Origin of the sequence: Bordetella parapertussis (assembly GCF_020735925.1) — a bacterium.
GTDB lineage: Bacteria > Pseudomonadota > Gammaproteobacteria > Burkholderiales > Burkholderiaceae_B > Bordetella > Bordetella pertussis.
Window position 1 is genome coordinate 2578195 of the sequence record NZ_CP085971.1, and the last position, 22444, is coordinate 2600638.

The following is a 22444-nucleotide window of genomic DNA, read 5'->3' on the forward strand; positions in this document are numbered from 1 at the left end:
CGCCATGCCACCTGGCGGGCATGCCGGGCAACGCGCGGGGTTGTCTCGCCTGTTACAGGCCTGGTCAGCTCAATGGGCACTGCCCTTCGCTGCTCTCCAAACACAACACCCGACTGCAATGCCGCGGGACAATGTCCACGCCAGACTGCTGAACCTGCCTCCTGCTAATACGTTTGTAACATATCAGGGACGGACCTCAGGGCTGCCGCGCCGCAAACCGCAAAAGGCCATGCGCCGGCCCGGCACATGAATGCCGCCACCCGCCATGACCCTGCGCACCGCGCGTCAGCCGGTACTCGTCCATCCCTGCACACCCGCGGCAAACGCCAAGCGCCCGCTCGCCAGTGCCATATTCAATTCGATGCCGCCACTTCCGTCCGCATTCCGCGGGTCAGAAAAACACCCGGCGCGGCACCCGAAGGGCAACACTCAAAACCGCAATTTCGCCTTTAAGCGAAAACCCTCGATCTTACCGCAATTAATGTGCCCCGGCATTCTTTAAGACCATGATTCTGCTCGACAGTTCCAGGTAGCGCCGGCGCGCCTCGTCGGTCGCCAGGCCGCTTTCGGCCAGTTTCGCCATTTCGGCGCGAGCCGCGTCGAACTCCATGCGCCGCAGCGCGTCGTCCCATTCGGTCTGCGGGTGCGGCAGGTCTTCCTGGGCCAGGACATCGGCGCGCAGGCCCTTGAGCACCACGTAGAGATCGGAATCCGGGTCGGCAGCCTCCATCAGCGCGCCCACATGGCGCGCGCCACTGGTCTGCGCCAGCAGGATCAGGTCCCTTACCAGTCCTAAATGGGGGCCATGGTCGATAACTTCAAGCTGCTGGTCACCCATGGTATCGACCAGCTCGGGGTGGGCCAGCAGCAGGCACAGCAGCCGCCTGGCCAGCGACGGCATGGTACGGCGGCCTTCGTAACCACCCGTATCATTGTCGCGGCGCCCCTTCCAGTCGCCCTTCTTGCCTTTCCAGTCGCCCTTCTTGCCTTTCCAGTCGCCCTTCTTGCCCTTCCAGTCGCCGCCCTGCCTGCCCTTGCGCTCCTGCCAGCCGCCCGCGGCCGGCATGCCCGGCTCCCCGTCGACGGCGCCAACGGAATAGGCATCGGGTTCGAAGTCGTGCACCGGCTCGAACGCCCAGTCCGGCGGCGCCTCGTCGGCATGCCCCGGCCCGCCCTCGCGGCCAGCAGCCGGCGCGGACGCCTGGGCCGGCGCGGCGGCCGAAGCGAGCGGCCGGGCGGGTTGCTGGGCCAGCACCTGGGCCATTTCCTCGGGCGTGAGCTGCACCAGGCGCGCCAGCTCGCGTTCGATCTGCACGCGCAGCGCGCACTCGGGGATGGCGGCCAGCAGCGGCTTGGCCTCGTGCAGGCAACTGGCCCGCCCCTCGGCCTCGCCCATGGTATGGCGCGAGGCCAGCTCGTCGAGCAGAAAGCGCGACAGCGCCACGGCTTCGCCCAGGCGGGTACGAAACGCTTCGGCGCCCAGCTCTCGCACATACGAGTCCGGATCGTGCTCGGCAGGCAGGAACAGGAAGCGGATGGCGATATCGTCGCGCAGCACCGGCAGGCAGGCCTGCAGGGCCCGCCAGGCGGCACGCCGGCCGGCGGCGTCGCCGTCGAAGCTGAAAATCACCTTGTCGCTGGCGCGCAGCAGCTTCTTCACATGGTCGGGCGTGGTCGACGTGCCCAGCGTGGCCACCGCGTTGGCGATGCCCTGCTGCGCCAGCCCCACGACGTCCATGTAGCCCTCGACCACCACGACCTGGCCCTCCTGGCGTATGGCCAGGCGAGCCTCCCACAGGCCATAGAGTTCATGGCCCTTGGAAAACAGCGGGGTCTCGGGCGAGTTGAGGTATTTGGGCTCGCCCTTGCCGATGATGCGCCCGCCAAAGCCGATCAGGCTGCCGCGCGCATTGCGGATGGGAAACATCACGCGTTCGCGGAAGCGGTCGTAGCGCCGCCCGTCCTCCGACTCGATCACCAGGCCGGCTTCCACCAGCACGGGATCCTCGTAGTTGTCGAACACATGGGACAGGCCATGGCGGTCGGTGCCCGACCAGCCCAGCCCGAAATGGGCGGCGATCTCGCCGGTCAGCCCGCGCTGCTTGAGGTAGGCAATGGCTTGCGGCGAGCCGCGCAACTGGCGCAGGTAGTGCGCCTGCGCGGCGTCGAGCACCTGCGTATGGCGCGACACCTCGGCCTTGCGGCGGGCCGATTCGGCCTGCTGACGAGGACTGCGGTTTTCTTCGGGAACCGTGAGCCCCACGGCGGCCGCCAACGTGCGTACGGCCTCGGGGAAACTCGCGCCCGTATGCTCCATCAGGAAGGTGATGGCACTGCCGTGGGCGCCGCAACCGAAACAGTGATAGAACTGCTTGGTCGGACTGACAGTAAACGACGGGCTTTTTTCGTTGTGAAACGGGCAAAGGCCAAGCAGGTTGGCCCCACCCTTGCGCAGCTGCACATATCGCCCGACGACGTCAACGACGTCGACCCGGGCGAGCAAATCCTGGATGAATGATTCTGGAATCAATAGATTCGGGAATCAGGCATCAATACAGGCGCGGGGGCAGTTGCTGGCTACGAATCCGCTTGTAGTGGCGCTTCACCGCGGCGGCGTGCTTGCGCTTGCGCTCGGCCGTGGGCTTCTCGTAGAACTCGCGCGAACGCAGTTCGGTGAGCAAGCCGGTTTTCTCGATGGTGCGCTTGAAGCGACGCAGCGCGGCTTCAAACGGTTCGTTTTCCTTCAGTCGAACGATAGGCATAAAGTGGTTGGCCTTTATGGATAGCAATAAGTGGGTAACGGGTTGACCACTAACCTGGCTTGGCTGCCGCGGCTATGCGCCCATGGCGACAAGCTAAGACAACTTGCCGCATCAGTAGCACAGCCCAACCAGCGTTTTCCGCCACCCCTGGTGTATTACCAGGAAACAAGACGCCAGGTTCGGTTTAGCGATAACCAGTGATTCTAGCACGATTGACGCCATTCTGCCCAGGGGCAGCCCCTGAGGGGCCCTGGCTGGGCGCCCCGGCCGGGCCGCCTTCTATTTGTAGCCTTTCCGGATCCAGGCTTCAAGCTGGTGCGGACGCAGGCTGTCGTAGTCCTCGAATGGCTGGTAGATCCACGGGTTGGTGGGCAATTTGTCGACAAAGTAGTCGGGCGTGGCCTGCGAATGCCCCTTCCACCACAGCACGGCGCTGCGCAACTCGGAAATGGCGGGGAACTGCTCGCTCAGATGGGTATGCACTTTGTTGAAGGTATGGCCGGTATCGACCATGTCGTCCACCAGCAACACCCGCCCGGACAAGGTGCCGCGCGTGATGGTGATGAACTGGGCGATATCCAGGTCGCCCTGCTTGGTGCCGGCCGCCTCGCGATAGCTGCTGGTGGCCAGAATGCCCAGCGGCACGTCGAAAATCCGGGACATCACATCGCCGACCCGCACGCCGCCGCGCGCCAGGCACAGGATCTGGTCGAATTGCCAGCCGGACTGGTACACCTGCAGCGCCAGACGCTCGATCAGGCGGTGGTAATCATCCCAGGTCACCCACAAATGGCTATCGTCACTGCTCGGCGAGCTCATAGGCGGATATCTCCCTGCAAAAGAAAATGACAAGGCCGCCTGCGGAACGACCCGCGGCGGCCTGGCGAATAATAACCGAGGCCGCGCCACAACGGGGCGCGGCCCGCGGCGCCCTACCCCTTGAAGGGGTGGCGCAGCACGATGGTTTCGTTGCGGTCGGGCCCGGTCGACACCAGGTCGATCGGCACGCCACACACTTCGGCCACGCGCTCGAGATAGCGGCGCGCGTTGACCGGCAGCTTGCTGTACTCGGTGATGCCGACGGTGGACTCGGTCCAGCCCGGCAGTTCTTCGAGCACCGCCTGCGCCTGCGCCACGGCGTGCGCGCCGTACGGCAGCACGTCGCGGAATTCGCCGTTGACGCGATAACCCACGCCCAGCTGGATGGTTTCCAGGCCGTCGAGCACGTCCAGCTTGGTGATGCACAGGCCGGAAATGCCGTTCAGGCGCACCGAGCGCTTCAGCGCGGCGCCGTCGAACCAGCCGCAACGGCGCGGACGGCCGGTGACCGAACCGAACTCCTTGCCGATGGTGGCCAGGCGCGTGCCGATCTCGTCGACCAGCTCCGTGGGGAACGGCCCCGATCCGACGCGGGTCGTGTAGGCCTTGGTGATGCCCAGCACGTACTGCAACGCTTGCGGACCGACGCCGGCGCCGGCCGACGCCGCGCCCGCCACACAGTTGCTGCTGGTGACGAACGGGTAGGTGCCGTGGTCGACGTCGAGCAGCGCGCCCTGCGCGCCTTCGAACAGCAGGTTCTTGCCTTCCTGCTGGAGCACGAACAGGTTGCTCGAGACATCGCGCACCATGGGCGCGAGGGCCGGCGCCAGGGCCATGGCCTGATCGCGCACTTCGTTGGCCGACACGGGCTCGGCGCCCAGGTACTGGGTCAGCACGAAGTTGTGGTAATCGAGCACCTCGGCCAGCTTCTCGTCGAACAGCGCCGGGTTAAAGAGGTCCTGCACCCGCAGGGCGCGGCGCGCGACCTTGTCTTCGTAGGCCGGGCCGATGCCGCGGCCGGTGGTGCCGATCTTGCCCTCGCCCTTGCGCGCCTCGCGCGCCTTGTCGACGGCCACGTGGTACGGCAGGATCAGCGTGCAGATCTCGGAGACCTGCAGGCGCGAACGGACGTCCAGGCCGGCCGCCTCGAGCTCTTCGATTTCCCTGAGCAGCGCTTCGGGCGACAGCACCACGCCATTGCCGATGAAGCACGTGACGCCGTCATGCATGATGCCCGACGGGATCAGGCGAAGAATGGTCTTCTTGCCGTTGATCCACAGCGTGTGGCCGGCATTGTGGCCGCCCTGGAAGCGCACCACGCCCTGCACGGACTCGGCCAGCCAGTCGACGATCTTGCCTTTGCCCTCGTCACCCCACTGGGTGCCGATCACAACTACGTTCTTGCTCATTTTACGAATCAATATCGAGTTTCTCGGGAAATCCGGAAATCTCCCCGCGGCCCTCCCGTTGCCGGGAGGGAGTTAGTCACAGCGTTCTGACCGTCCAGGCGCCATCCTGCAGCGCCAGCTCGCGATCGCAAACGAATTCGTCCAGGCCCTGCTCGTGACCGGGCAGTACCTGAACGACGATTTCGCCCGACCGGCGCAAACGACGCACCGCGTCGGTCAGGGCGGGGTCTTGTCCCCAAGGGGCGCGCACGGCGCGCGCCGGCTCGGCAGGCGTCAGGCCCGCCGCCAGCTTGCGCAGGTCGAGACTGAAACCGGTGGCCGGACGGGCCCGGCCGAAAGCGCGGCTGACATCGTCGTAGCGGCCGCCGCGCACCAGCGCGTCGTGCCAGTCTTCGCCGTACACCGCGAAGGTCACGCCGGAGTGATAGCCATATCCGCCGACGTCGGCCAGGTCCACGCTGAGCGTGACGCCAGGCATGGCATCGACCAGGGCCTGCAGGGCGTCCAGCGCCTGCGCCATGCCGGGCACCGCCGGCAGCTCGCGCCGCGCCCGGGCGATGATCTCGGGCCCGCCATACAGCGTGGCCAGCGCCTGCAGCGCGCGCACGGTATCCTCGCCCAGCCCGTCGACACGGCTCGCCAGTTCGGCCAGCCCCGGCACGTCCTTCTCGCGCAGCAGCGTGCACAGGTCGCCGGCATGGCGCGAGGCCTGCGGGTCGGCGTCGAAAATGGCGCGCATCACGCCCGAATGGCACAGGTCCAGGCGGGCATTGCGCACGCCGGCGGTGGCCAGCGTGTCCATGACCAGCTGGATGATTTCCAGGTCGGCCTCGAAGCCGGCATGGCCGTAGATTTCGGCGCCGATCTGCAGCAATTCGCGGCTCGACAGCAGGTCGGCCGGACGCGCGTGCAGGACGCTGCCGCAGTAGCACAGGCGCGTCACGCCGGCACGGTTGAGCAGATGGGCGTCGATGCGCGTGACCTGCGAGGTCATATCCGCGCGTACGCCCAGGGTGCGACCGGACAGCTGGTCGACCAGCTTGCAGGTGCGCAGATTCAGATCGCTGCCGGTACTCGACAGCAGCGAATCGATGTATTCGACCAGCGGCGGCGCGACCAGCTCGAAACCGTAGGTACGGTAGAGATCGAGCAATTCGCGACGCAGTTCCTCGATGCGCCGGGCCTCGGCCGGTAGAACATCGGCAAGGCCTTCGGGCAGCAACCAGTTACCCATGGATTTCTATACCTGAATCACGCCCGGAACATGCGCGGGCGTTGCCCAAACGAAAAACGGCTGAGAGGGCGTAAGCCCGCTCAGCCGTATGCGGAATGTTTTCTAGCTTACGCGGTATTGTACATGGATCGGCACCCTGTTCCTAGAGGTTGTCCCGAACCGCCCTACTTTACCGCGCCGGCGTCAATTCGCCGGTGCCGGGGCGCCCGCCGCGCCCTTGCCAGGGTTCTTGAAGAACTGGAAGAACTCCGACGTCGGATCGACCACCAATACGTCACCGGTTTTGCCGAACGCGGCGCGATAGGCTTCCAGGCTCTTGTAATAGGTGTAGAACTCGGTATTGCGGCCGAACGCCTGGGCGTAGATGCTGCCGGCCTGGGCGTCGCCCTCGCCCATGATGCCCTGGGCGCGCGCATAGGCCTGGGCCACGATGACCTCGCGCTGGCGGTCGGCCTCGGCGCGGATCTTCTCGCTTTCGGCCGCGCCGATCGAACGCAGCTCGTTGGCCACGCGGGTGCGCTCGGCTTCCATGCGGCGATAGACCGACTCGGAAATCTCGGGCGCGAACTCGATGCGGCGCAGGCGCACGTCGACCACCTGCACGCCCAGCGGCTCGGCGCGCTTGGCGACGTTGGTGAGGATTTCGGCCATGACCTTGTCACGCTCGGCCGACACCACGTCCTTGACCGTGCGCACGTTGACCGCCGCGTTCAGCGCGTCGCGGATCTGCGCCTGCAGGCGCTCCTGGGCGGCGCGCTCGTTGCCGCCGAAGGTCACGTAGTACAGGCGCGGATCGGCGATGCGCCACTTGACGTACGAGTCGATCAGCAGGTTCTTCTTCTCGGAGGTCTGGATGCGCTCGGCATCGCTGGACTCGATGGTGAGGATGCGCTTGTCCAGCGTGACGACGTTCTGGAACGGCGGCGGCGCCTTGAAATACAGGCCCGGCTCGCTGATGACCTGGCGCACCTCGCCCAACGAGAACACCAGGGCGTAGTCGCGCTCGCGGACCACGAAGACGCATGAAGACAGGACGGCCAGGACGACGAGCAGTCCGACCAGGATGGGCATGAGACGTTGCATGTTGGGGACTCCTCCGGGTTAGCGCGACATGCGGTCGCGAGGCAGCGTGTTGCTGGTGCTGCTGCCGGATGAAGACTGGCCGCTGGCCGAACCGCGCGCCGGCGCCTGCGGAATCGCCGGCTGGTTCGCGCCGGGCAGGCCCAGGCTGGAGGAGGTCGGCTTGCCGGCGTCTTGCGCGGCCTGCTGCATGATCTTGTCCAGCGGCAGGTACAACATGTTGTTGCCGCCCTTGGTATCGACCATGACCTTGCTGGCGCGCGTGAAGACTTCCTGCATGGTTTCCAGGTACAGGCGTTCACGCATGACCTGGGGCGCCTTCTCGTACTCGTTGAGGATGGACGAGAAGCGCGAGGCATTACCCTGCGCATCGCCGATCACCTTGGCCTTGTAGCCCTCGGCCTGCTCGATCATGCGCGAGGCCTGGCCGCTGGCCAGCGGCACGACCTGGTTGGCGTACGCCTGGCCTTCGTTGATCTGGCGCTCGCGGTCCTGGCCCGCCTTGACGGCGTCGTCGAACGCGGCCTGCACCTGTTCGGGCGGCTGGACGTTCTGGATGGCGACCGTGCTGATCTGGATGCCGGCGCTGTAGCGGTCCAGGATCTGCTGCATGAGATTCTGCACTTCGGCGGCGACTTCGGTACGGCCTTCATAGAGCACGAAGTCCATCGGCTTCTTGCCGACGATTTCGCGCATGGCGGTCTCCGCCGCCTGGCGCACGGATTCGTCCGGGTCGCGCATCTTGAACAGGTAGTCGGGCGCGCCGTCGGCGCGCAGGCGGTACTGCACCACGAATTGCATGTCGACGATGTTCTCGTCGGTGGTCAGCATCAAGGCCTCGGGCAGCACCTTGTTGCGCGAACCGCCGCGAAAGCCCACCTCGAACGTGCGCAGCTGCGACACGTTGACCATTTCGTGGTTCTGGATCGGGTAAGGCATGCGCCACTGGAAGCCCGCCGGCGCGGTGCTCTTGTACTTGCCGAACTGGGTGACGACCGCGACCTGGCCTTCCTGGACGATGAAGAATCCGCTGGCCAGCCACAGCAGCACCAGCACCAGGGCGATGATGCCCAGGCCGATGCGGGCGCCGCGCGGCGAAGGCGGCGTCATGCCGCCGCGGTTGTTGGGGCGATTGTTGCCCCCTCCGCCCTTGCGGCCGAACAATGCGCCTATGCGATTGTTGAAGTCGCGCCAGACCTCGTCGAGATCGGGCGGACCGTCGCCGCCGCCCTGTGGACGTCGCGGCGGCTCGGAGCCGTTGCCGTTATTGTTGCCACGGCCCCAGCCGGGGTCATTCAGATTGAAGAGTTTGGTGATTCGAGACATTGTTTCCCACAATCTGGCCGATCTCTGCAATTGCCCCGCGCAACGCATCCAGACCGGCGCGCTCGGTAGCGCTTACGAATACTCGCGCAATCGTACCATGGGCGTCGCGGTCGACCCGTGGCTCCAGGCCCGCGCGGTCGATCTTGTTGTATACCAGAATGGTCGGAATCTGCGCCGCGCCGATCTCGGCCAGCACTTTGTCGACCTCGGCGATCTGCTCGTCGCGCTGCGCGCTGGCCGCGTCGACCACGTGCAGCAACAGGTCGGCATGCACGGTTTCCTCGAGCGTGGCACGGAATGCCGCGATCAGGTTGTGAGGCAGGTCGCGGATGAACCCGACCGTGTCCGACAGCACCACCGACCCGGCGCCGTCGATCCAGATGCGCCGCGTGGTGGTATCGAGGGTGGCGAACAGCTGGTCTGCGGCATAGGCGCCGGCGCGCGTCATGGCGTTGAACAGCGTGGACTTGCCGGCGTTGGTATAGCCCACCAGCGAGACCGACAGCGCGCCGCCGCGCGCCCGCGCCCGGCGCTGCGTGACCCGCTGGCGCTCGACCCGATCCAGGCGCTCGCGCAGCACCTTGACCTTGGCGCCGATCATGCGGCGGTCCATTTCGAGCTGCGCCTCGCCCGGGCCGCGCATGCCGATACCGCCGCGCTGCCGCTCCAGGTGGCTCCACATGCGCGTCAGGCGCGTGGCCAGGTGCTGCAGCTGGGCCAGCTCGACCTGCAGCTTGCCTTCGTGGCTCTTGGCGCGCAGCGCGAAGATATCCAGGATCAATGCCACGCGATCGACCACGCGCAGGTTGAATTCGCGCTCGAGGTTGCGCTGCTGCGCCGGCGACAGCGGCTGGTCGAACAGGATGATGTCGGCCAGCAGCGCGCCGGCCATCGCCACGCCCTCCTCGACCTTGCCTGAACCGATGAAGAACTTGGCGTCGGGCCGGTCGCGCCGCGCCGTCAGCGTGCCGACGATCTCGGCGCCGGCGCCCTTGGCCAGCATGGCGAACTCCTCGGCGTGGGCCGGGTAGTCAGGATTGCCGAGATCGACGCTGATGATCAGTGCGCGCATACATGCACCATTTTGGAGCCAAAGCGAAAATGCCCGCCGGCGCTGGCCGCGCGGCGGGCAATCAAGGGTAATGCTGGAGCGAGGCGATTATTCAGCGGGAACTTCCACCTGGAAATTGACGGCGCGCGCCGGCACCACGGTGGAGATGGCATGCTTGTACACCATCTGGGTCACGGTATTGCGCAGCAGCACGACATACTGGTCGAACGATTCGATCTGCCCCTGAAGCTTGATGCCGTTTACCAGGTAGATGGACACGGGCACGTGTTCCTTGCGCAGCGTGTTCAGAAACGGATCTTGCAAAGTTTGCCCTTTATTGCTCATTGGCCAGGCTCCATTTGTTTGTTTTAAGTGACGGCACAGTGCGCCGAAATCAGTACTTACAGGGTTTTCCCGGGCGGTGCCACTTGCGATATACGCAAATATGACACCAGAGTTTTCAGGAAATTCCCCAGTGCGCGTCACGACGAAAAAATTTTCTTCAGCGCGCCGATCAATGCCTCGCATTGGGCGTCCGTACCCACCGTGATACGCAGGAATTGATCGATACGGGCCTGCCGGAAGTGGCGCACCAGGATGCTGCGCTCGCGCAGCCGGGCGGCCAGCTGCGCCGCATCATGCTCCGGGTGCCGCGCGAACACGAAATTGGCCGCCGAAGGCAGCACGTCGAAACCCAGCGCCCGCAGATCGGCGCTCATGCGCTCGCGCGTGGCCATCACGGCCTGGCGCGTCCGGTCGAAATACGCCTGGTCCTGCATGGCGGCCTGCGCGCCCGCCGACGCCAGCCGGTCTATGGGGTAGGAATTGAAGCTGTTCTTGACCCGCTCCAGGCCGTCGATAAGCGCCCGGCTGCCCAGCGCGAAACCGACTCGCAGGCCGGCAAGCGAGCGCGACTTGGACAAGGTCTGGACCACCAGCAGGTTGTCGTGGCGATCGACCAGCGGCGCGACCGACTCGGCGCCGAAGTCGACATAGGCCTCGTCCACCACCACGACGGTATCGGGGTTGGCGGTCACGATGCGCTCGACCTCGTCGCGCGCCAGGGCGCGGCCGGTCGGGGCATTGGGATTGGGAAAGATGATCCCGCCCGCGGCCTGGCCACCGGGCTGGTAGTCGGCCGGATCGATGCGGAAGTCATCGGTCAGCGGCACGACCTGATAGGGAATCTCGTACAGGCCGCAGTAGACGGGATAAAAGCTGTAGCTGATATCCGGGAAACGCACCGGCCGGCCGTGCCTGAACAGCGCCATGAAGACGTGCGCCAGCACCTCGTCCGAACCATTGCCCACGAATACCTGGTCGGCCTGCACCCCGACGGCCGCGGCAATCGCGCCGCGCAGGTCGTCCGAGGCCGGATCCGGATACAGCCTGAGCGTGTCGCCGGCCGCCGCGGCAATGGCCTGCAGCGCCTTGGGCGACGGCCCGTACGGGTTCTCGTTGGTATTCAGCTTGATCAGGTCCGGCAGCTTGGGCTGCTCGCCTGGAACATAGGGACTGAGCGTCCCGACCACGGGACTCCAGTAGCGGCTCATGGATCAGTTTTCCTGGACGTAGGGGTTGCGCGACGACTTGAACTCGATGCGCAGCGGCGTACCGGCCAGGTCGAAGGCATTGCGAAAGCGCGTCTCCAGATAGCGGCGGTACGAATCGGGCACCGCGTCCAGCGCGTTGCCATGGATCACGATCAGGGGCGGGTTCTGTCCGCCCTGGTGCGCGTAGCGCATCTTGGGCCGGAAAATACCCTTGCGCGGCGGCGGCTGCTGCTCGACGGCGGCCTGCAATTCGCGCGTCAGCCGCGGCGTGGACAGTTTGGCGAAAGCCGCCGCGTGCGCGGCGTTGACGGACTTCAGCAAGGGCTTGACGCCCTGCCCCTTGAGCGCCGAAATGGTGTGCATGCGCGCAAAGCCGAGGAAGCGCAGCTTGCGCTGGAACTCCCGCTCGATGCGCTCGCGCTGGTCACTGTCCAGGCCGTCCCATTTGTTGATGGCCACCACCACGGCGCGGCCGGTCTCCAGCACGAAGCCGGCGATGTGGGCGTCCTGCTCGGACACTTCGGCCTGCGCGTCGATCATCAGCAGCACCACGTTGCTGGCCTCGATGGCCTGCAGCGTCTTGATGACCGAGAACTTCTCGATCGCCTCGAACACCTTGCCGCGCTTGCGCAGGCCGGCGGTGTCGATCAGGGTGTACTTCCTGCCGTCGCGCTCGAAGTCGATCTCGATCGCGTCGCGCGTGGTGCCGGGCATGTCGAAGGCGATCACGCGCTCTTCGCCCAGCAGCGTATTGATCAGGGTGGACTTGCCCACGTTGGGCCGGCCGACGATGGCCAGCTTGATGCGGTGGTCGACGACATCCTGCTCGAGCTGCTCGCCGGTGTCGGCCGGCGGCGCGACCAGGCCGCTCAAGGCGATCTCGATCAGGTCGACGATGCCGTCGCCGTGCGCGGCCGAAATCGGATGCGGCTCGCCCAGGCCCAGCTCGTGGAAATCGCCGGTGGCATTGCCCACGCCCATGCCTTCGGCCTTGTTGACCGCCAGCAGCACGCGCTGCTGGCCGGATTTGCGCAGCAGGCGCGCGATCTCGTGGTCGTGCGCATTGACGCCCGCCCGCGCATCGACCAGGAACACCACCACATCGGCTTCGGCGATGGCCTGGCGCGTCTGGCGCGCCATCTCGGCCAGGATGCCGTCCTTGGCGACCGGTTCGAAGCCGCCCGTGTCGATCACCAGGAAGGGCGTGTCGCCCACCCTGCCCTCGCCGTAGTGGCGGTCGCGGGTCAGGCCGGAGAAATCGGCCACCAGCGCCGCGCGAGAGCGCGTCAGGCGGTTGAAGAGGGTCGACTTGCCCACATTGGGACGGCCGACCAGGGCAACGACAGGCTTGAAAGACACGGTATGAGGCTTGCTATAGGAAAAGTTCAGTTGGCGCGAACCATCACCAGGCTGCCATTGCCGGTTTGCACCAGCACGCCCTGGGAGGTGGTCTGCGGCGGCGAGACGATGGCGCCCCCACCCACCGACAGCCGCGCCAGCAGGCGGCCGTCGCTACGCGACAGGAAATGGACATAGCCTTCGAAATCGCCCACCGCCACGGCCTCGCCGAGCAAGGCCGGCGCGGTCAGCAGGCGATTCTTCAACTCGGCCTGTTTCCAGACATTGTTGCCGCTGTCCAGCGCGAAGGCGCTGACCACGCTGCCCTGGTCGGGCGCGTAGGCGAAGCGGTCGTCGATGACCATGCCGCTGGCGCTGGAGAAATCCTTGGCCCAGATGGGGCGTCCGCCCGCCGATACGTCGAAGCACACGATACGGCCCTGGTAGGCGACCGCGCACATCAGGCGGCCGGCGATGCGCGGCGCGCCCACCACGTCGGTCAGGCGCTCCAGGTCGCTGGCGCCGCGCGGCGTGGCCACCGTGCCTTCCCATTGGACGTTGCCGGTGGCGCTGTTGATGGCCAGCAGCTTGCCGCCCGGCAGGCCGCTGATGACCAGGCCTTCGGCCAGCACCATCTGCGCGGCGCTGCGCAGCGCCAGCGCCGGACCCGGCCGCTGCATGCTCCACATGCGCTCGCCGTTCTCGGCGTTGAAGGCCTGGATGCGGTAATCGCCGCTGCGCACCACGACCACTCCATAGCCGACCACCGGCGGGATGGCGACGTCGCTGGTGGCGCGGGCGCGCCATTTGATCTTGCCCGTATCGTCGAAGGCAATGACCTCGCCGTCGGGCGTGGCCACCGCGGTGGTCTGGCCGTCGCTGCCGGCGCCCGCCGACAGCTTGGCGTCGGCCGAGGACTTCCAGATGGCCCGGCCGCTGAGCAGGTCGAACTTGCCGACCGACCCGTCGGGCGTGGCGGCGTAGATCGACTCGCCCAGCACCGTGGGCGCGAAGCCCAGGCCCGAGCCGCTGCCGACCGAGGCCGTCCAGGCGGTGCGCACCGACATGCCGGGCGCATATTGCGTGAGCTCGGCCGGTTTGTAGCGATCGTCGTCGCTGGAGAACATCGAGCAGCCGCTCAGGGCCAGCAGGCCCGTCAGCACGACGGCGCCGCGCCATGCGCGGCCGGGGCGGGAATTACGCATCAAGATCAGGCTCCGCTCAAGGCATCGAGTTTCAGTTGCACGACCTGCGTCAACGGGTTGCTGGTTCCCAGCCCGTCGATCGCGCTCTGCCACGCCGCGCGCGCGTCATCGCGCTTGCCTTGCGCGGCCAGCACGTCGCCGCGCCGGTCGGCGAACAAGGCCGCGAAGGAAGCCGGCGGGTTGTTCAGCTGCGCAAGCGCAGCGTCGTATTGCTTCTGGTCCAGCAGGATGCCGGCCAGGCGCAAGCGGGCCACCGGCTGCAGGGCCGGCTGCTTGGCCTGCGCGGCCAGCCATTCGAGCTGCTCGCGCGCGCCGTCGACGTCCTGCTGGCTCTGCAGCGCCTGGGCCGCGATCAACGCGCCGCGGCCGGCGTAGCCGGTGGCCGGATAGTCGGTGCGCAGCGTGGCGGCCGCGGCCTTGATGCGCGTGGCGGCATCGGCGCCGCCCAGGCGGGCGGCGTCCTCGAGCGCCTCGAAATAGCCCATGGCCTGGTTGGCGCGGTAGTTCTGGTAGGCCTTCCAGCCCGACCAGCCGCCCCATGCCAGCACCACCAGCGTGGCCAGCGTCAGGATCAGCGTGCCGTAACGCGCCCACCAGGCCCGGATTGCGTCGAGTTTTTCCTGTTCTTCGAGATCGTATGCCATGCTAACCCTTGGATTTCAAAACATCGGCCAACTGCGCCAGCGGCACCTGCTGCTGCGCCGCGTCGGCGCCGACCGGCCCGCGCAAGTGCTTGATGCTGGCGGTGCGGCTGGCCACTTCGTCGCCGCCAAGAATAACCGCAATACGCGCGCCGCTGGCGTCGGCGCGCTTGAATTGCGCCTTGAAGCCGGCCGCGCCCGCGTGCACGATGACATCCAGGCCGGCGTCGCGCAGCTGTTCGCCCACCCGGGCCGCCAGCCGCTGGCCTTCCTCGCCCTGGTGCACGATGTAGACCTCGCACTCGGCCGGCTGTTCGATCTCGACGCTTTGCTCCCAGAGGTCGAGCAGGCGCTCCATGCCGATGGCGAAGCCCACCGCCGGCGCCGGCTTGCCGCCCAGCAGCTCGACCAGGCCGTCATAGCGCCCGCCCCCGCAGACCGTGCCTTGCGCGCCCAGGCGATCGGTCACCCACTCGAACACGGTCAGGTTGTAGTAATCCAGCCCGCGCACCAGGCGCGGATTGAGGCGGTATTCGATACCCGCGTCGGCCAGGCGCTGGCACAGGCCGTCGAAATGGCTGCGCGATTCCTCTCCGAGGAAATCGAACAAGCGCGGGGCGCTATCAGCCATTTCCTGCATGGCAGGGTTCTTGGTGTCCAGCACCCGCAAGGGGTTGCTGTACATGCGGCGCCGGCCGTCCTCGTCGAGGATGTCCTGGTGGCGCTCCAGATGCTCGATCAGTGCGGCGCGGTGGGCGGCGCGCTCGGCCGGCTGGCCCAGCGAGTTCAGCTCCAGGCGCACGTCCTGCAGGCCCAGCAGCTTCCAGAGCCGGGCCAGCATGACGATCATTTCGGCATCGACATCGGGGCCGGCAAAGCCCAGCGCCTCGACGTCGATCTGGTGGAACTGGCGGTAGCGCCCCCGCTGCGGACGCTCGTGGCGGAACACGGGGCCGATCGCGTAGACCCGGTGCGGCCGGTCGTACAGCATGTTGTGTTCGATGCTGGCGCGCACGATGCCGGCGGTCATCTCGGGACGCATCGTCAGCGAGTCGCCGTTGAGCGCGTCCGTGAAGGTGTACATCTCTTTTTCGACGATGTCCGTGACTTCGCCGATGCCCCGGGCAAACAGCCTGGTGTGCTCGAGCACCGGCGTGCGCACATTGCGATAACCGTAGCTGCGCAGCCAGCCACGCACGATTTCTTCGAATTTTTCCCAGCGGGCGCTGGGCCCGGGCAGCACGTCGTTCATGCCCCGGATGGCGGAGACTTTCTGGAAAACTTGCGTCATCTTCGTCATGCCCACCACACCCGCATCGAAGAGGGCCTGGCGGCTTGGTCCCTTATTCCTGATGAGTGATGCCGGCGCCGTAGCGGCGCGCGACGTAGTCTTCGACGATGGCCTGGAATTCTTCGGCGATATGGTCGCCCTTGAGCGTGACCGTGCGCTCGCCGTCGATGAAAACCGGCGCGGCGGGCACCTCGCCCGTGCCGGGCAGGCTGATGCCGATGTCGGCGTGCCGGCTTTCGCCCGGCCCGTTGACCACACAGCCCATCACCGCGACATTCATGCTCTCGACGCCGGGGTAGCGCGTGCGCCACAAGGGCATCTGCCGGCGCAGGAACGACTGGATGCTGTCGGCCAGTTCCTGGAAGAAGGTGCTGCTGGTGCGCCCGCAGCCCGGACACGCCACCACCATGGGCGTGAACGCGCGCAAGCCCATGGTCTGCAGGATTTCCTGCGCCACGATGACTTCGCGGGTCCGGTCTCCGCCCGGTTCGGGCGTGAGCGAGATGCGGATGGTATCGCCGATGCCCTCTTGCAGCAGCACCGCCAGCGCCGCCGTGGAAGCGACGATGCCCTTGCTGCCCATGCCGGCTTCGGTCAGGCCCAGGTGCAGCGGATAGTCGCAGCGCGCGGACAGGTCGCGGTAGACGGCGATCAGGTCCTGCACATGGCTGACCTTGCACGACAGCACGATGGCGTCGGAGCGCAGGCCGAGCTCCTCGGCGCGGCGCGCATTGCTGATGGCCGACACCACCAGGGCGTCGCGCATGACGGCCTGGGCTTCCCAGGGCTGCGCGCGCCGGCTGTTCTCGTCCATCTTGCGCGCCATCAGCTCGTGATCGAGGCTGCCCCAGTTCACGCCGATGCGCACGGGCTTGTCGTGGCGGCACGCCACTTCGATCATCTGGGCGAAATTGTCGTCGCGCCGCTTGCCGCCGCCCATGTTGCCCGGGTTGATGCGGTACTTGGACAGCGCCTGCGCGCACTCGGGAAACTGCGTCAGCAGCTTGTGGCCGTTGTAGTGGAAATCGCCCACCAGCGGCACCTCGACGCCCATGCGATCGAGCTGTTCGCGGATGGCGGCGACTTCGCGCGCGGCCTCGGGGGTGTTGACGGTAATGCGCACGATCTCGGAGCCGGCCTGGGCCAGTTCCTTGACCTGGATGGCGGTGGCCACCGCATCGGCGGTGTCGGTATTGGTCATGGACTGCACGACCACGCTGGCATTGCCGCCCACGGTGACCGTGCGCCCGCCCCACTGCACCCGCACGGCGCGCGTGGCGCGGCGCGGCGCCGCGCCGACGTCCGGCGGCGACGCGTCCTGGCAGGGCATAGAGCTATCTTGCATGTATCGCACCCGTTGTTACTGGGTCACCGGAGAAAACCATTGCGCCGGCAGCCACTCCTGCGGCAGCCAGCCTTGCCAAAAAGCATAGGCCACTGCGGCGGCGACCACCACGAGGATGGCGAGCAGCCATCCCTAGGAGCCGGAGGAGCGCTCGTCATCGACGGAGATATTGACGCCAGCCGGACGCAGGCCCTGTCCGCCGCGCGGCGCCGGCCGGGCCGGCGCGGGCGTGCGTGCCGCCTCGAGATCGAGCGAATCGACCACGGCCTGGGCGTCGGCGCCCAGCATGCGGGCGTAGTTGCGCACCAGGCCGCGCAGCGACACGCCCTTGGGCAGGGATTCCCAGCGCTCTTCTTCGAGCGCCTGGATCATGCGCGTCGAGAACTTGATGCGGCTTGAGACCTCTTCGAGCGACCACCCCTTGGCCTGGCGCAGCGCCCGCAGCGCCGAACCCACCGTAGGCGCCGCAGCACCGGGAGCGATTGCGGCGGGCGAAGCGGCCGAAGCGGGATCCTGCGTCATGCGTGCACCTGTTGAATGGGAATGGTTCGGGTGGCGTTGCGTTCAGTGATGCGCGTGCGATCGCGCACTTCGCCGGCCAGCTGGCCACAGGCCGCGTCGATATCGTCGCCGCGCGTCTTGCGCACCGTGGTGACGATGCCGGCATCCATGAGGCGCTGGGCGAATACCCTGACGCGCGCCGACGGCGAGCGCTTCAGGCCGGAGGCCGGGAAAGGATTGAAGGGAATCAGGTTCAGCTTGCAGCGCACCTGGCGCGCCAGCTGGATCAGTTCCCGGGCGTGCTGGTCGGTATCGTTGATGCCGTCCAGCATGCAGTATTCGAAGGTGATGAAGTCGCGCGGCGCATGGGCGAGATAGCGCTCGCAAGCAGCCAGCAGCGCGTTCAAGGGATATTTCCTGTTGAGCGGGACCAGCTCGTCGCGCAGCGCATCGTTGGGCGCGTGCAGGGACACGGCCAGCGCCAGCGGGCAATCCTGGGACAGGCGGTCCATCATGGGCACCACGCCCGAGGTCGAGACAGTGACGCGCCGCCGCGACAGGCCATAGGCGTTGTCGTCGAGCATCAGGCGCAACGCGGGCAGGACCTGGTCGTAGTTGAGCAGGGGTTCGCCCATGCCCATCATGACCACGTTGCTGATGACGCGCGTGTCCTCGCCGGCCTTGCCGCCGGGCAGCCGGGCGGTATCCGCCGCCGCCTCGAGCACGCGCTTGGCCCACCACAGCTGGCCGATGATCTCGCTGGCGCGCAGGTTGCGGTTGAAGCCCTGGTGGCCCGTGGAGCAAAAGCGGCAGTTCACCACACAGCCGGCCTGGCTGGAAATGCACAGGGTGCCGCGGTCGTCTTCGGGGATGAAAACGGTTTCGATGGCATTGCCCTGGCCGACATCGAACAGCCACTTGCGCGTGCCGTCGGACGAACGCTGCTCGGTATTGACCGGCAGCGCCTCGATCACGCAGTCCCGCGCCAGTTGCGCGCGGAAATCGCGCGCCAGGTCGGTCATGGCGTCGAACGAATCGGCGCCGCGCTGGTGCACCCAGCGCTGCAATTGCCGGGCGCGAAACGGCTTGCCGCCCCACTGCCCCACCAGCTCGGACAATGCGGCGCCATCCAGGCCCAGCAAATTGACGCGTTCGACGGATTCCATGATCGGTTCAGGCGTTATATCCGGGAATCAACGGCTGTGGATGTTGATTTCGGGAAAGAAGAAAGCCACTTCGACGGCGGCCGTCTCGGGCGCGTCCGAGCCGTGCACGGCATTGGCATCGATGCTGTCGGCGAAGTCGGCGCGGATGGTGCCCGGCGCGGCCTTCTTGGGATCGGTGGCGCCCATCAGGTCGCGGTTCTTCTGAATGGCGCTTTCGCCTTCGAGCACTTGCACGAAGACCGGGCCCGAGACCATGAAGTCGACCAGGTCCTTGAAGAAGGGGCGCTCTTTGTGCACGGCGTAGAAACGCTCGGCGTCGGTGCGCGACAGTTGCTGCATGCGGGCGGCAATCACTTTCAGGCCGGCCTGCTCGAAGCGGGCGACGATCTGGCCGACGACGTTCTTGGCGACGGCATCGGGCTTGATGATCGAAAGGGTGCGTTCGATGGACATGAAAACTCCAGGATCTGACTAAAGAATATATTTCCGAGGGGCTATGACGCTCAAATCCGCGCAGCCTGCTGCCCGGGCACCCGGGGGCGCCGCCGCGGGCGGCCTGCGCCATGGGCGCGCGAAACGCCCGAAAGGCTCGGGCCGAACGTCAAAGCAAGGATTCGCGACTGCATACCGATCAGATTTTCCCAATAAAAACAGGCACTTCTAAAAGGTTTACAGTAACCGGGTATTCTAACACGCCGGCAAGAACGTATTACATCTTAAAATCGATCGTTTGCTTGCCCCCTATTCTTCCCAGGCTGACCGCCGGAACCCGCAATGACTGACGCCGCACCCAATCAACCCGTGAACGAATCCCAGAAACTGTCCAAGAGCTTTGAACCCGCCGAAATCGAAACCCGCTGGTACGACGAGTGGGCCAAGCGCGGCTACTTCGACGCCGGCCGGCACGTAGAAACGGGGACCGACCCCCAGCCCTACGTCATCCAGTTCCCGCCCCCCAACGTCACGGGCACCCTGCACATGGGCCATGCCTTCAACCAGACCATCATGGATGGCCTGGTGCGCTACCACCGCATGCTGGGCGACGACACCGTATTCGTGCCCGGCACCGACCACGCCGGCATCGCCACCCAGATCGTGGTCGAGCGCCAGCTCGATGCCCAGAAGGTTTCGCGCCATGACCTCGGCCGCGAGAAGTTCGTGGAAAAGGTCTGGGAGTGGAAAGAACAGTCCGGCAGCACGATTACCGGCCAGGTGCGCCGCCTCGGCGCGTCGGCCGACTGGCCGCGTGAGTACTTCACGATGGACGCGCGCATGTCGCGCGGCGTGGCCGAGACGTTCGTGCGCCTGTATCAGCAAGGGCTGATCTACCGCGGCAAGCGCCTGGTCAACTGGGATCCCAAGCTGCTGACGGCCGTGTCGGACCTTGAAGTACAGTCCGAGGAGGTGGATGGCCACATGTGGCACATCCTCTACCCCTTCGTCGACGGCCCGCAGACCATCACCGACCAGGACGGCAACACCGTCACACTGCGCGGCATGACCATCGCCACCACGCGCCCGGAAACCATGCTGGCCGACGGCGCGCTGTGCGTGCACCCCGACGATCCGCGCTACAAGCACCTGCTCGGCAAGCTGGTCGAGCTGCCCCTGTGCGACCGCAACATTCCCATCATCGCGGACGATTTCGTCGACCCCGATTTCGGAACCGGCTGTGTCAAGATCACCGGCGCGCACGACTTCAACGACTACGCCTGCGCGCTGCGCCACGACATTCCGCTCATCGTCATCTTCACGCTCGACGCCCACATCAACGAGAACGGCCCCAAGCAGTTCCAGGGACTGGAGCGCTACGAAGCGCGCCAGGCCGTGGTGGCCGAGCTGCAGGCGCAGCAGTACCTGGTGAAGGTCGAGCCGCACAAGATGATGCAGCCCAAGGGCGATCGCACGGGCGTCGTGCTCGAACCCATGCTGACCGACCAGTGGTTCGTCGCCATGAGCAAGCCCGCCCCGGCCAGCACGCTCAACCCCGGCAAGAGCATCACCGAAGTGGCGCTGGAGGCGGTGGCCGACGGCCGCATCGCCTTCTACCCCGAGAACTGGGCCACGATCTACAACCAGTGGCTCAACAACATCCAGGACTGGTGCATCTCGCGCCAGCTGTGGTGGGGCCACCAGATCCCGGCCTGGTACAGCGAGGACGGCCAGGTGTTCGTGGCTCGCTCCGAGCAGGAGGCGCAGGAGCAGGCGCGCGCCGCCGGCGTGGCCGGCCCGCTGACGCGCGACCCGGACGTCCTCGATACGTGGTTCTCGTCGGCCCTGGTGCCCTTCACCACCTTCGGCTGGCCCGAGGACACGCCCGACCTGCGCCGCTACCTGCCCTCCAGCGTGCTGGTCACCGGCTTCGACATCATCTTCTTCTGGGTCGCGCGCATGGTCATGCTGACCATGCACATGACCGGCAGCGTGCCGTTCAAGCATGTGTACGTGCACGGGCTGATCCGCGACGCCGACGGCCAGAAGATGAGCAAGTCCAAGGGCAATACGCTCGACCCGGTCGATCTCATCGACGGCATCGACCTGGAAGGCCTGGTGCGCAAGCGCACCTTCGGCCTCATGAACCCCAAGCAGGCCGGCGCCATCGAGAAGGCCACGCGCCGCCAGTACCCGGACGGCATTCCCGCGTTCGGCACCGACGCGCTGCGCTTCACCATGGCGGCCTATGCCACCCTGGGACGCAACATCAACTTCGACCTGAAGCGCTGTGAAGGCTACCGCAACTTCTGCAACAAGCTGTGGAACGCCACCCGCTTCGTGCTGATGAACACCGAAGGACACGCGCTGGACGGCGACGGCGGCGAACTCTCGTTTGCCGACCGCTGGATCGTCAGCCAGCTGCAGGCGCTGGAAGCCGAGGTCGAGCGCGGCTTCGCCGACTACCGGTTCGACAACGTGGCCAACGCGCTGTACCGCTACGTGTGGGACGAATACTGCGACTGGTACCTGGAGCTGGCCAAGGTGCAGATCCAGCAGGGCACACCGGCCCAGCAGCTGGGCACCCGCCGTACGCTGATCCGCGTACTGGAGGCGGTGCTGCGCCTGGCCCATCCGGTCATCCCGTTCATCACGGAAGAACTGTGGCAGAAGGTCGCGCTGGTCGCCGGCAAGCGGACCGCCGGCGCCGTGGCCAGCGTCAGCGTGCAGCCCTACCCGCGCGCCAATCCGCAGGCCGTCGACGCCGAGGCGGAAGCCGCGGTGGCCGAACTGAAATCCCAGGTCGAGGCCGTGCGCGCGCTGCGCGGCGAAATGAACCTGTCGCCAGCCCAGCGTGTCCCGCTGGTCGCCGAAGGCCCCACCGACGTCCTGTCGCGCAATGCCCCTTACCTGGCGGCGCTGGCCAAGCTGAGCGAGGTCGAGGTGGTGGCCGCCCTGCCCGACGCCGGCGCGCCGGTGCAGGTGGTGGGCGACGCGCGCCTGATGCTGCATGTCGAAATCGACGTGGCGGCCGAATGCGCGCGCCTGGACAAGGAGATCGCGCGCCTGGAGGGCGAAATCGCCAAGGCGAACGGCAAGCTGGGCAACGCCAGCTTCGTCGAGCGCGCGCCGGCGGCCGTGGTCGAACAGGAGAAGGCGCGCCTGGCGCAGTTCAGCGAAACGTTAAAGAAAGTACGCGGCCAGCGCGTCAAGCTGGGCGCCTGAACGCAAGGAACCCCCGGCGCGGCCGGGGGTTCCTGCCCATGGCAAGCGCAATGGACACAGCGGCGC

18 protein-coding genes and 1 pseudogene are annotated in these 22444 nt (G+C 66.6%); 1 reads left to right on the plus strand and 18 read right to left on the minus strand.

The annotated features are described in order from the left end of the window. Positions 1–478 precede the first annotated feature (478 nt). The 18 genes and pseudogenes from dnaG to ndk all read right to left on the minus strand — a co-directional run bounded on the left by dnaG (position 479) and on the right by ndk (position 19174). Entirely contained in the window at positions 479–2530 is a 2052-nt protein-coding gene (gene dnaG / locus LK409_RS12335; protein WP_010928765.1) for a DNA primase, read from the minus strand. A 19-nt stretch (positions 2531–2549) separates the two neighbouring features. Next, complete coding sequence (gene rpsU, locus LK409_RS12340; protein ID WP_006218592.1) at positions 2550–2762, minus strand: 30S ribosomal protein S21; 213 nt, start codon at positions 2760–2762, stop codon at positions 2550–2552. Between the two features lie 279 nt (positions 2763–3041). Next, the gene (locus LK409_RS12345; RefSeq protein WP_041937239.1) at positions 3042–3581 is read right to left on the minus strand and encodes a phosphoribosyltransferase; all 540 of its coding nucleotides are present in this window, start codon (positions 3579–3581) and stop codon (positions 3042–3044) included. 113 nt (positions 3582–3694) lie between these two features. After that, positions 3695–4990, minus strand: coding sequence for an adenylosuccinate synthase (locus LK409_RS12350; protein WP_033471197.1), 1296 nt, complete (start codon positions 4988–4990; stop codon positions 3695–3697). Between the two features lie 76 nt (positions 4991–5066). After that, positions 5067–6224, minus strand: a complete 1158-nt coding sequence (locus tag LK409_RS12355; RefSeq protein ID WP_003810715.1) for an ATP phosphoribosyltransferase regulatory subunit — start codon at positions 6222–6224, stop codon at positions 5067–5069. Between the two features lie 183 nt (positions 6225–6407). Next, entirely contained in the window at positions 6408–7307 is a 900-nt protein-coding gene (hflC, locus tag LK409_RS12360; RefSeq protein ID WP_003810713.1) for a protease modulator HflC, read from the minus strand. Between the two features lie 18 nt (positions 7308–7325). Next, positions 7326–8630, minus strand: coding sequence for an FtsH protease activity modulator HflK (hflK, locus tag LK409_RS12365; RefSeq protein WP_010928767.1), 1305 nt, complete (start codon positions 8628–8630; stop codon positions 7326–7328). Next, positions 8596–9702 carry a GTPase HflX gene (gene hflX / locus LK409_RS12370; RefSeq protein WP_033447752.1) on the minus strand — a complete coding sequence of 369 codons (1107 nt, stop codon included), beginning with the start codon at positions 9700–9702 and terminating at the stop codon, positions 8596–8598. The genes hflK and hflX overlap by 35 nt, the downstream gene beginning before the upstream one ends. A gap of 87 nt (positions 9703–9789) precedes the next feature. Continuing rightward, positions 9790–10026 carry an RNA chaperone Hfq gene (hfq, locus tag LK409_RS12375; protein WP_003810707.1) on the minus strand — a complete coding sequence of 79 codons (237 nt, stop codon included), beginning with the start codon at positions 10024–10026 and terminating at the stop codon, positions 9790–9792. 137 nt (positions 10027–10163) lie between these two features. Further along, complete coding sequence (hisC, locus tag LK409_RS12380) at positions 10164–11234, minus strand: histidinol-phosphate transaminase (RefSeq protein ID WP_003810705.1); 1071 nt, start codon at positions 11232–11234, stop codon at positions 10164–10166. 3 nt (positions 11235–11237) lie between these two features. Further along, positions 11238–12593: a ribosome biogenesis GTPase Der gene (gene der, locus LK409_RS12385; RefSeq protein WP_003810703.1), complete on the minus strand. Its 1356-nt coding sequence runs from the start codon at positions 12591–12593 to the stop codon at positions 11238–11240. A gap of 26 nt (positions 12594–12619) precedes the next feature. Then, positions 12620–13780, minus strand: coding sequence for an outer membrane protein assembly factor BamB (gene bamB, locus LK409_RS12390; protein ID WP_003810701.1), 1161 nt, complete (start codon positions 13778–13780; stop codon positions 12620–12622). Positions 13781–13782: 2 nt separating this feature from the next. Beyond that, a complete protein-coding gene (locus tag LK409_RS12395; RefSeq protein ID WP_010928768.1) occupies positions 13783–14421 on the minus strand; it encodes a YfgM family protein in 639 nt (212 codons plus the stop codon). A gap of 1 nt (position 14422) precedes the next feature. Continuing rightward, positions 14423–15709 (minus strand): histidine--tRNA ligase, encoded by a 1287-nt coding sequence (hisS, locus tag LK409_RS12400; RefSeq protein WP_010926751.1) that lies wholly within the window; start codon positions 15707–15709, stop codon positions 14423–14425. Positions 15710–15761: 52 nt separating this feature from the next. Continuing rightward, positions 15762–17063 carry a flavodoxin-dependent (E)-4-hydroxy-3-methylbut-2-enyl-diphosphate synthase gene (ispG, locus tag LK409_RS12405; RefSeq protein ID WP_003810695.1) on the minus strand — a complete coding sequence of 434 codons (1302 nt, stop codon included), beginning with the start codon at positions 17061–17063 and terminating at the stop codon, positions 15762–15764. Positions 17064–17069: 6 nt separating this feature from the next. Beyond that, positions 17070–17576: pseudogene (locus LK409_RS12410) on the minus strand (helix-turn-helix domain-containing protein). Continuing rightward, positions 17573–18721, minus strand: coding sequence for a 23S rRNA (adenine(2503)-C(2))-methyltransferase RlmN (gene rlmN / locus LK409_RS12415; RefSeq protein WP_010928770.1), 1149 nt, complete (start codon positions 18719–18721; stop codon positions 17573–17575). The pseudogene LK409_RS12410 and the gene rlmN overlap by 4 nt, the downstream one beginning before the upstream one ends. Before the next feature lie 27 nt (positions 18722–18748). After that, the gene (gene ndk, locus LK409_RS12420; RefSeq protein ID WP_003810689.1) at positions 18749–19174 is read right to left on the minus strand and encodes a nucleoside-diphosphate kinase; all 426 of its coding nucleotides are present in this window, start codon (positions 19172–19174) and stop codon (positions 18749–18751) included. A 321-nt stretch (positions 19175–19495) separates the two neighbouring features. On the opposite strand from ndk, the gene LK409_RS12425 reads away from it, so the two are divergent. Beyond that, positions 19496–22378 (plus strand): valine--tRNA ligase, encoded by a 2883-nt coding sequence (locus LK409_RS12425; protein ID WP_010928771.1) that lies wholly within the window; start codon positions 19496–19498, stop codon positions 22376–22378. The last annotated feature ends 66 nt before the right edge of the window (positions 22379–22444 follow it).

Bases quoted from the DNA above. Each gene is read 5' to 3' on its own strand.
- rpsU (WP_006218592.1), bottom strand. From the start codon at position 2,762: ATGCCTATCGTTCGACTGAAGGAAAACGAACCGTTTGAAGCCGCGCTG.
- LK409_RS12345 (WP_041937239.1), bottom strand. From the start codon at position 3,581: ATGAGCTCGCCGAGCAGTGACGATAGCCATTTGTGGGTGACCTGGGAT.
- LK409_RS12350 (WP_033471197.1), bottom strand. From the start codon at position 4,990: ATGAGCAAGAACGTAGTTGTGATCGGCACCCAGTGGGGTGACGAGGGC.
- LK409_RS12355 (WP_003810715.1), bottom strand. From the start codon at position 6,224: ATGGGTAACTGGTTGCTGCCCGAAGGCCTTGCCGATGTTCTACCGGCC.
- hflC (WP_003810713.1), bottom strand. From the start codon at position 7,307: ATGCAACGTCTCATGCCCATCCTGGTCGGACTGCTCGTCGTCCTGGCC.
- hflK (WP_010928767.1), bottom strand. From the start codon at position 8,630: ATGTCTCGAATCACCAAACTCTTCAATCTGAATGACCCCGGCTGGGGC.
- hflX (WP_033447752.1), bottom strand. From the start codon at position 9,702: ATGCGCGCACTGATCATCAGCGTCGATCTCGGCAATCCTGACTACCCG.
- hfq (WP_003810707.1), bottom strand. From the start codon at position 10,026: ATGAGCAATAAAGGGCAAACTTTGCAAGATCCGTTTCTGAACACGCTG.
- hisC (WP_003810705.1), bottom strand. From the start codon at position 11,234: ATGAGCCGCTACTGGAGTCCCGTGGTCGGGACGCTCAGTCCCTATGTT.
- LK409_RS12395 (WP_010928768.1), bottom strand. From the start codon at position 14,421: ATGGCATACGATCTCGAAGAACAGGAAAAACTCGACGCAATCCGGGCC.
- hisS (WP_010926751.1), bottom strand. From the start codon at position 15,709: ATGACGCAAGTTTTCCAGAAAGTCTCCGCCATCCGGGGCATGAACGAC.
- rlmN (WP_010928770.1), bottom strand. From the start codon at position 18,721: ATGGAATCCGTCGAACGCGTCAATTTGCTGGGCCTGGATGGCGCCGCA.
- ndk (WP_003810689.1), bottom strand. From the start codon at position 19,174: ATGTCCATCGAACGCACCCTTTCGATCATCAAGCCCGATGCCGTCGCC.
- LK409_RS12425 (WP_010928771.1), top strand. From the start codon at position 19,496: ATGACTGACGCCGCACCCAATCAACCCGTGAACGAATCCCAGAAACTG.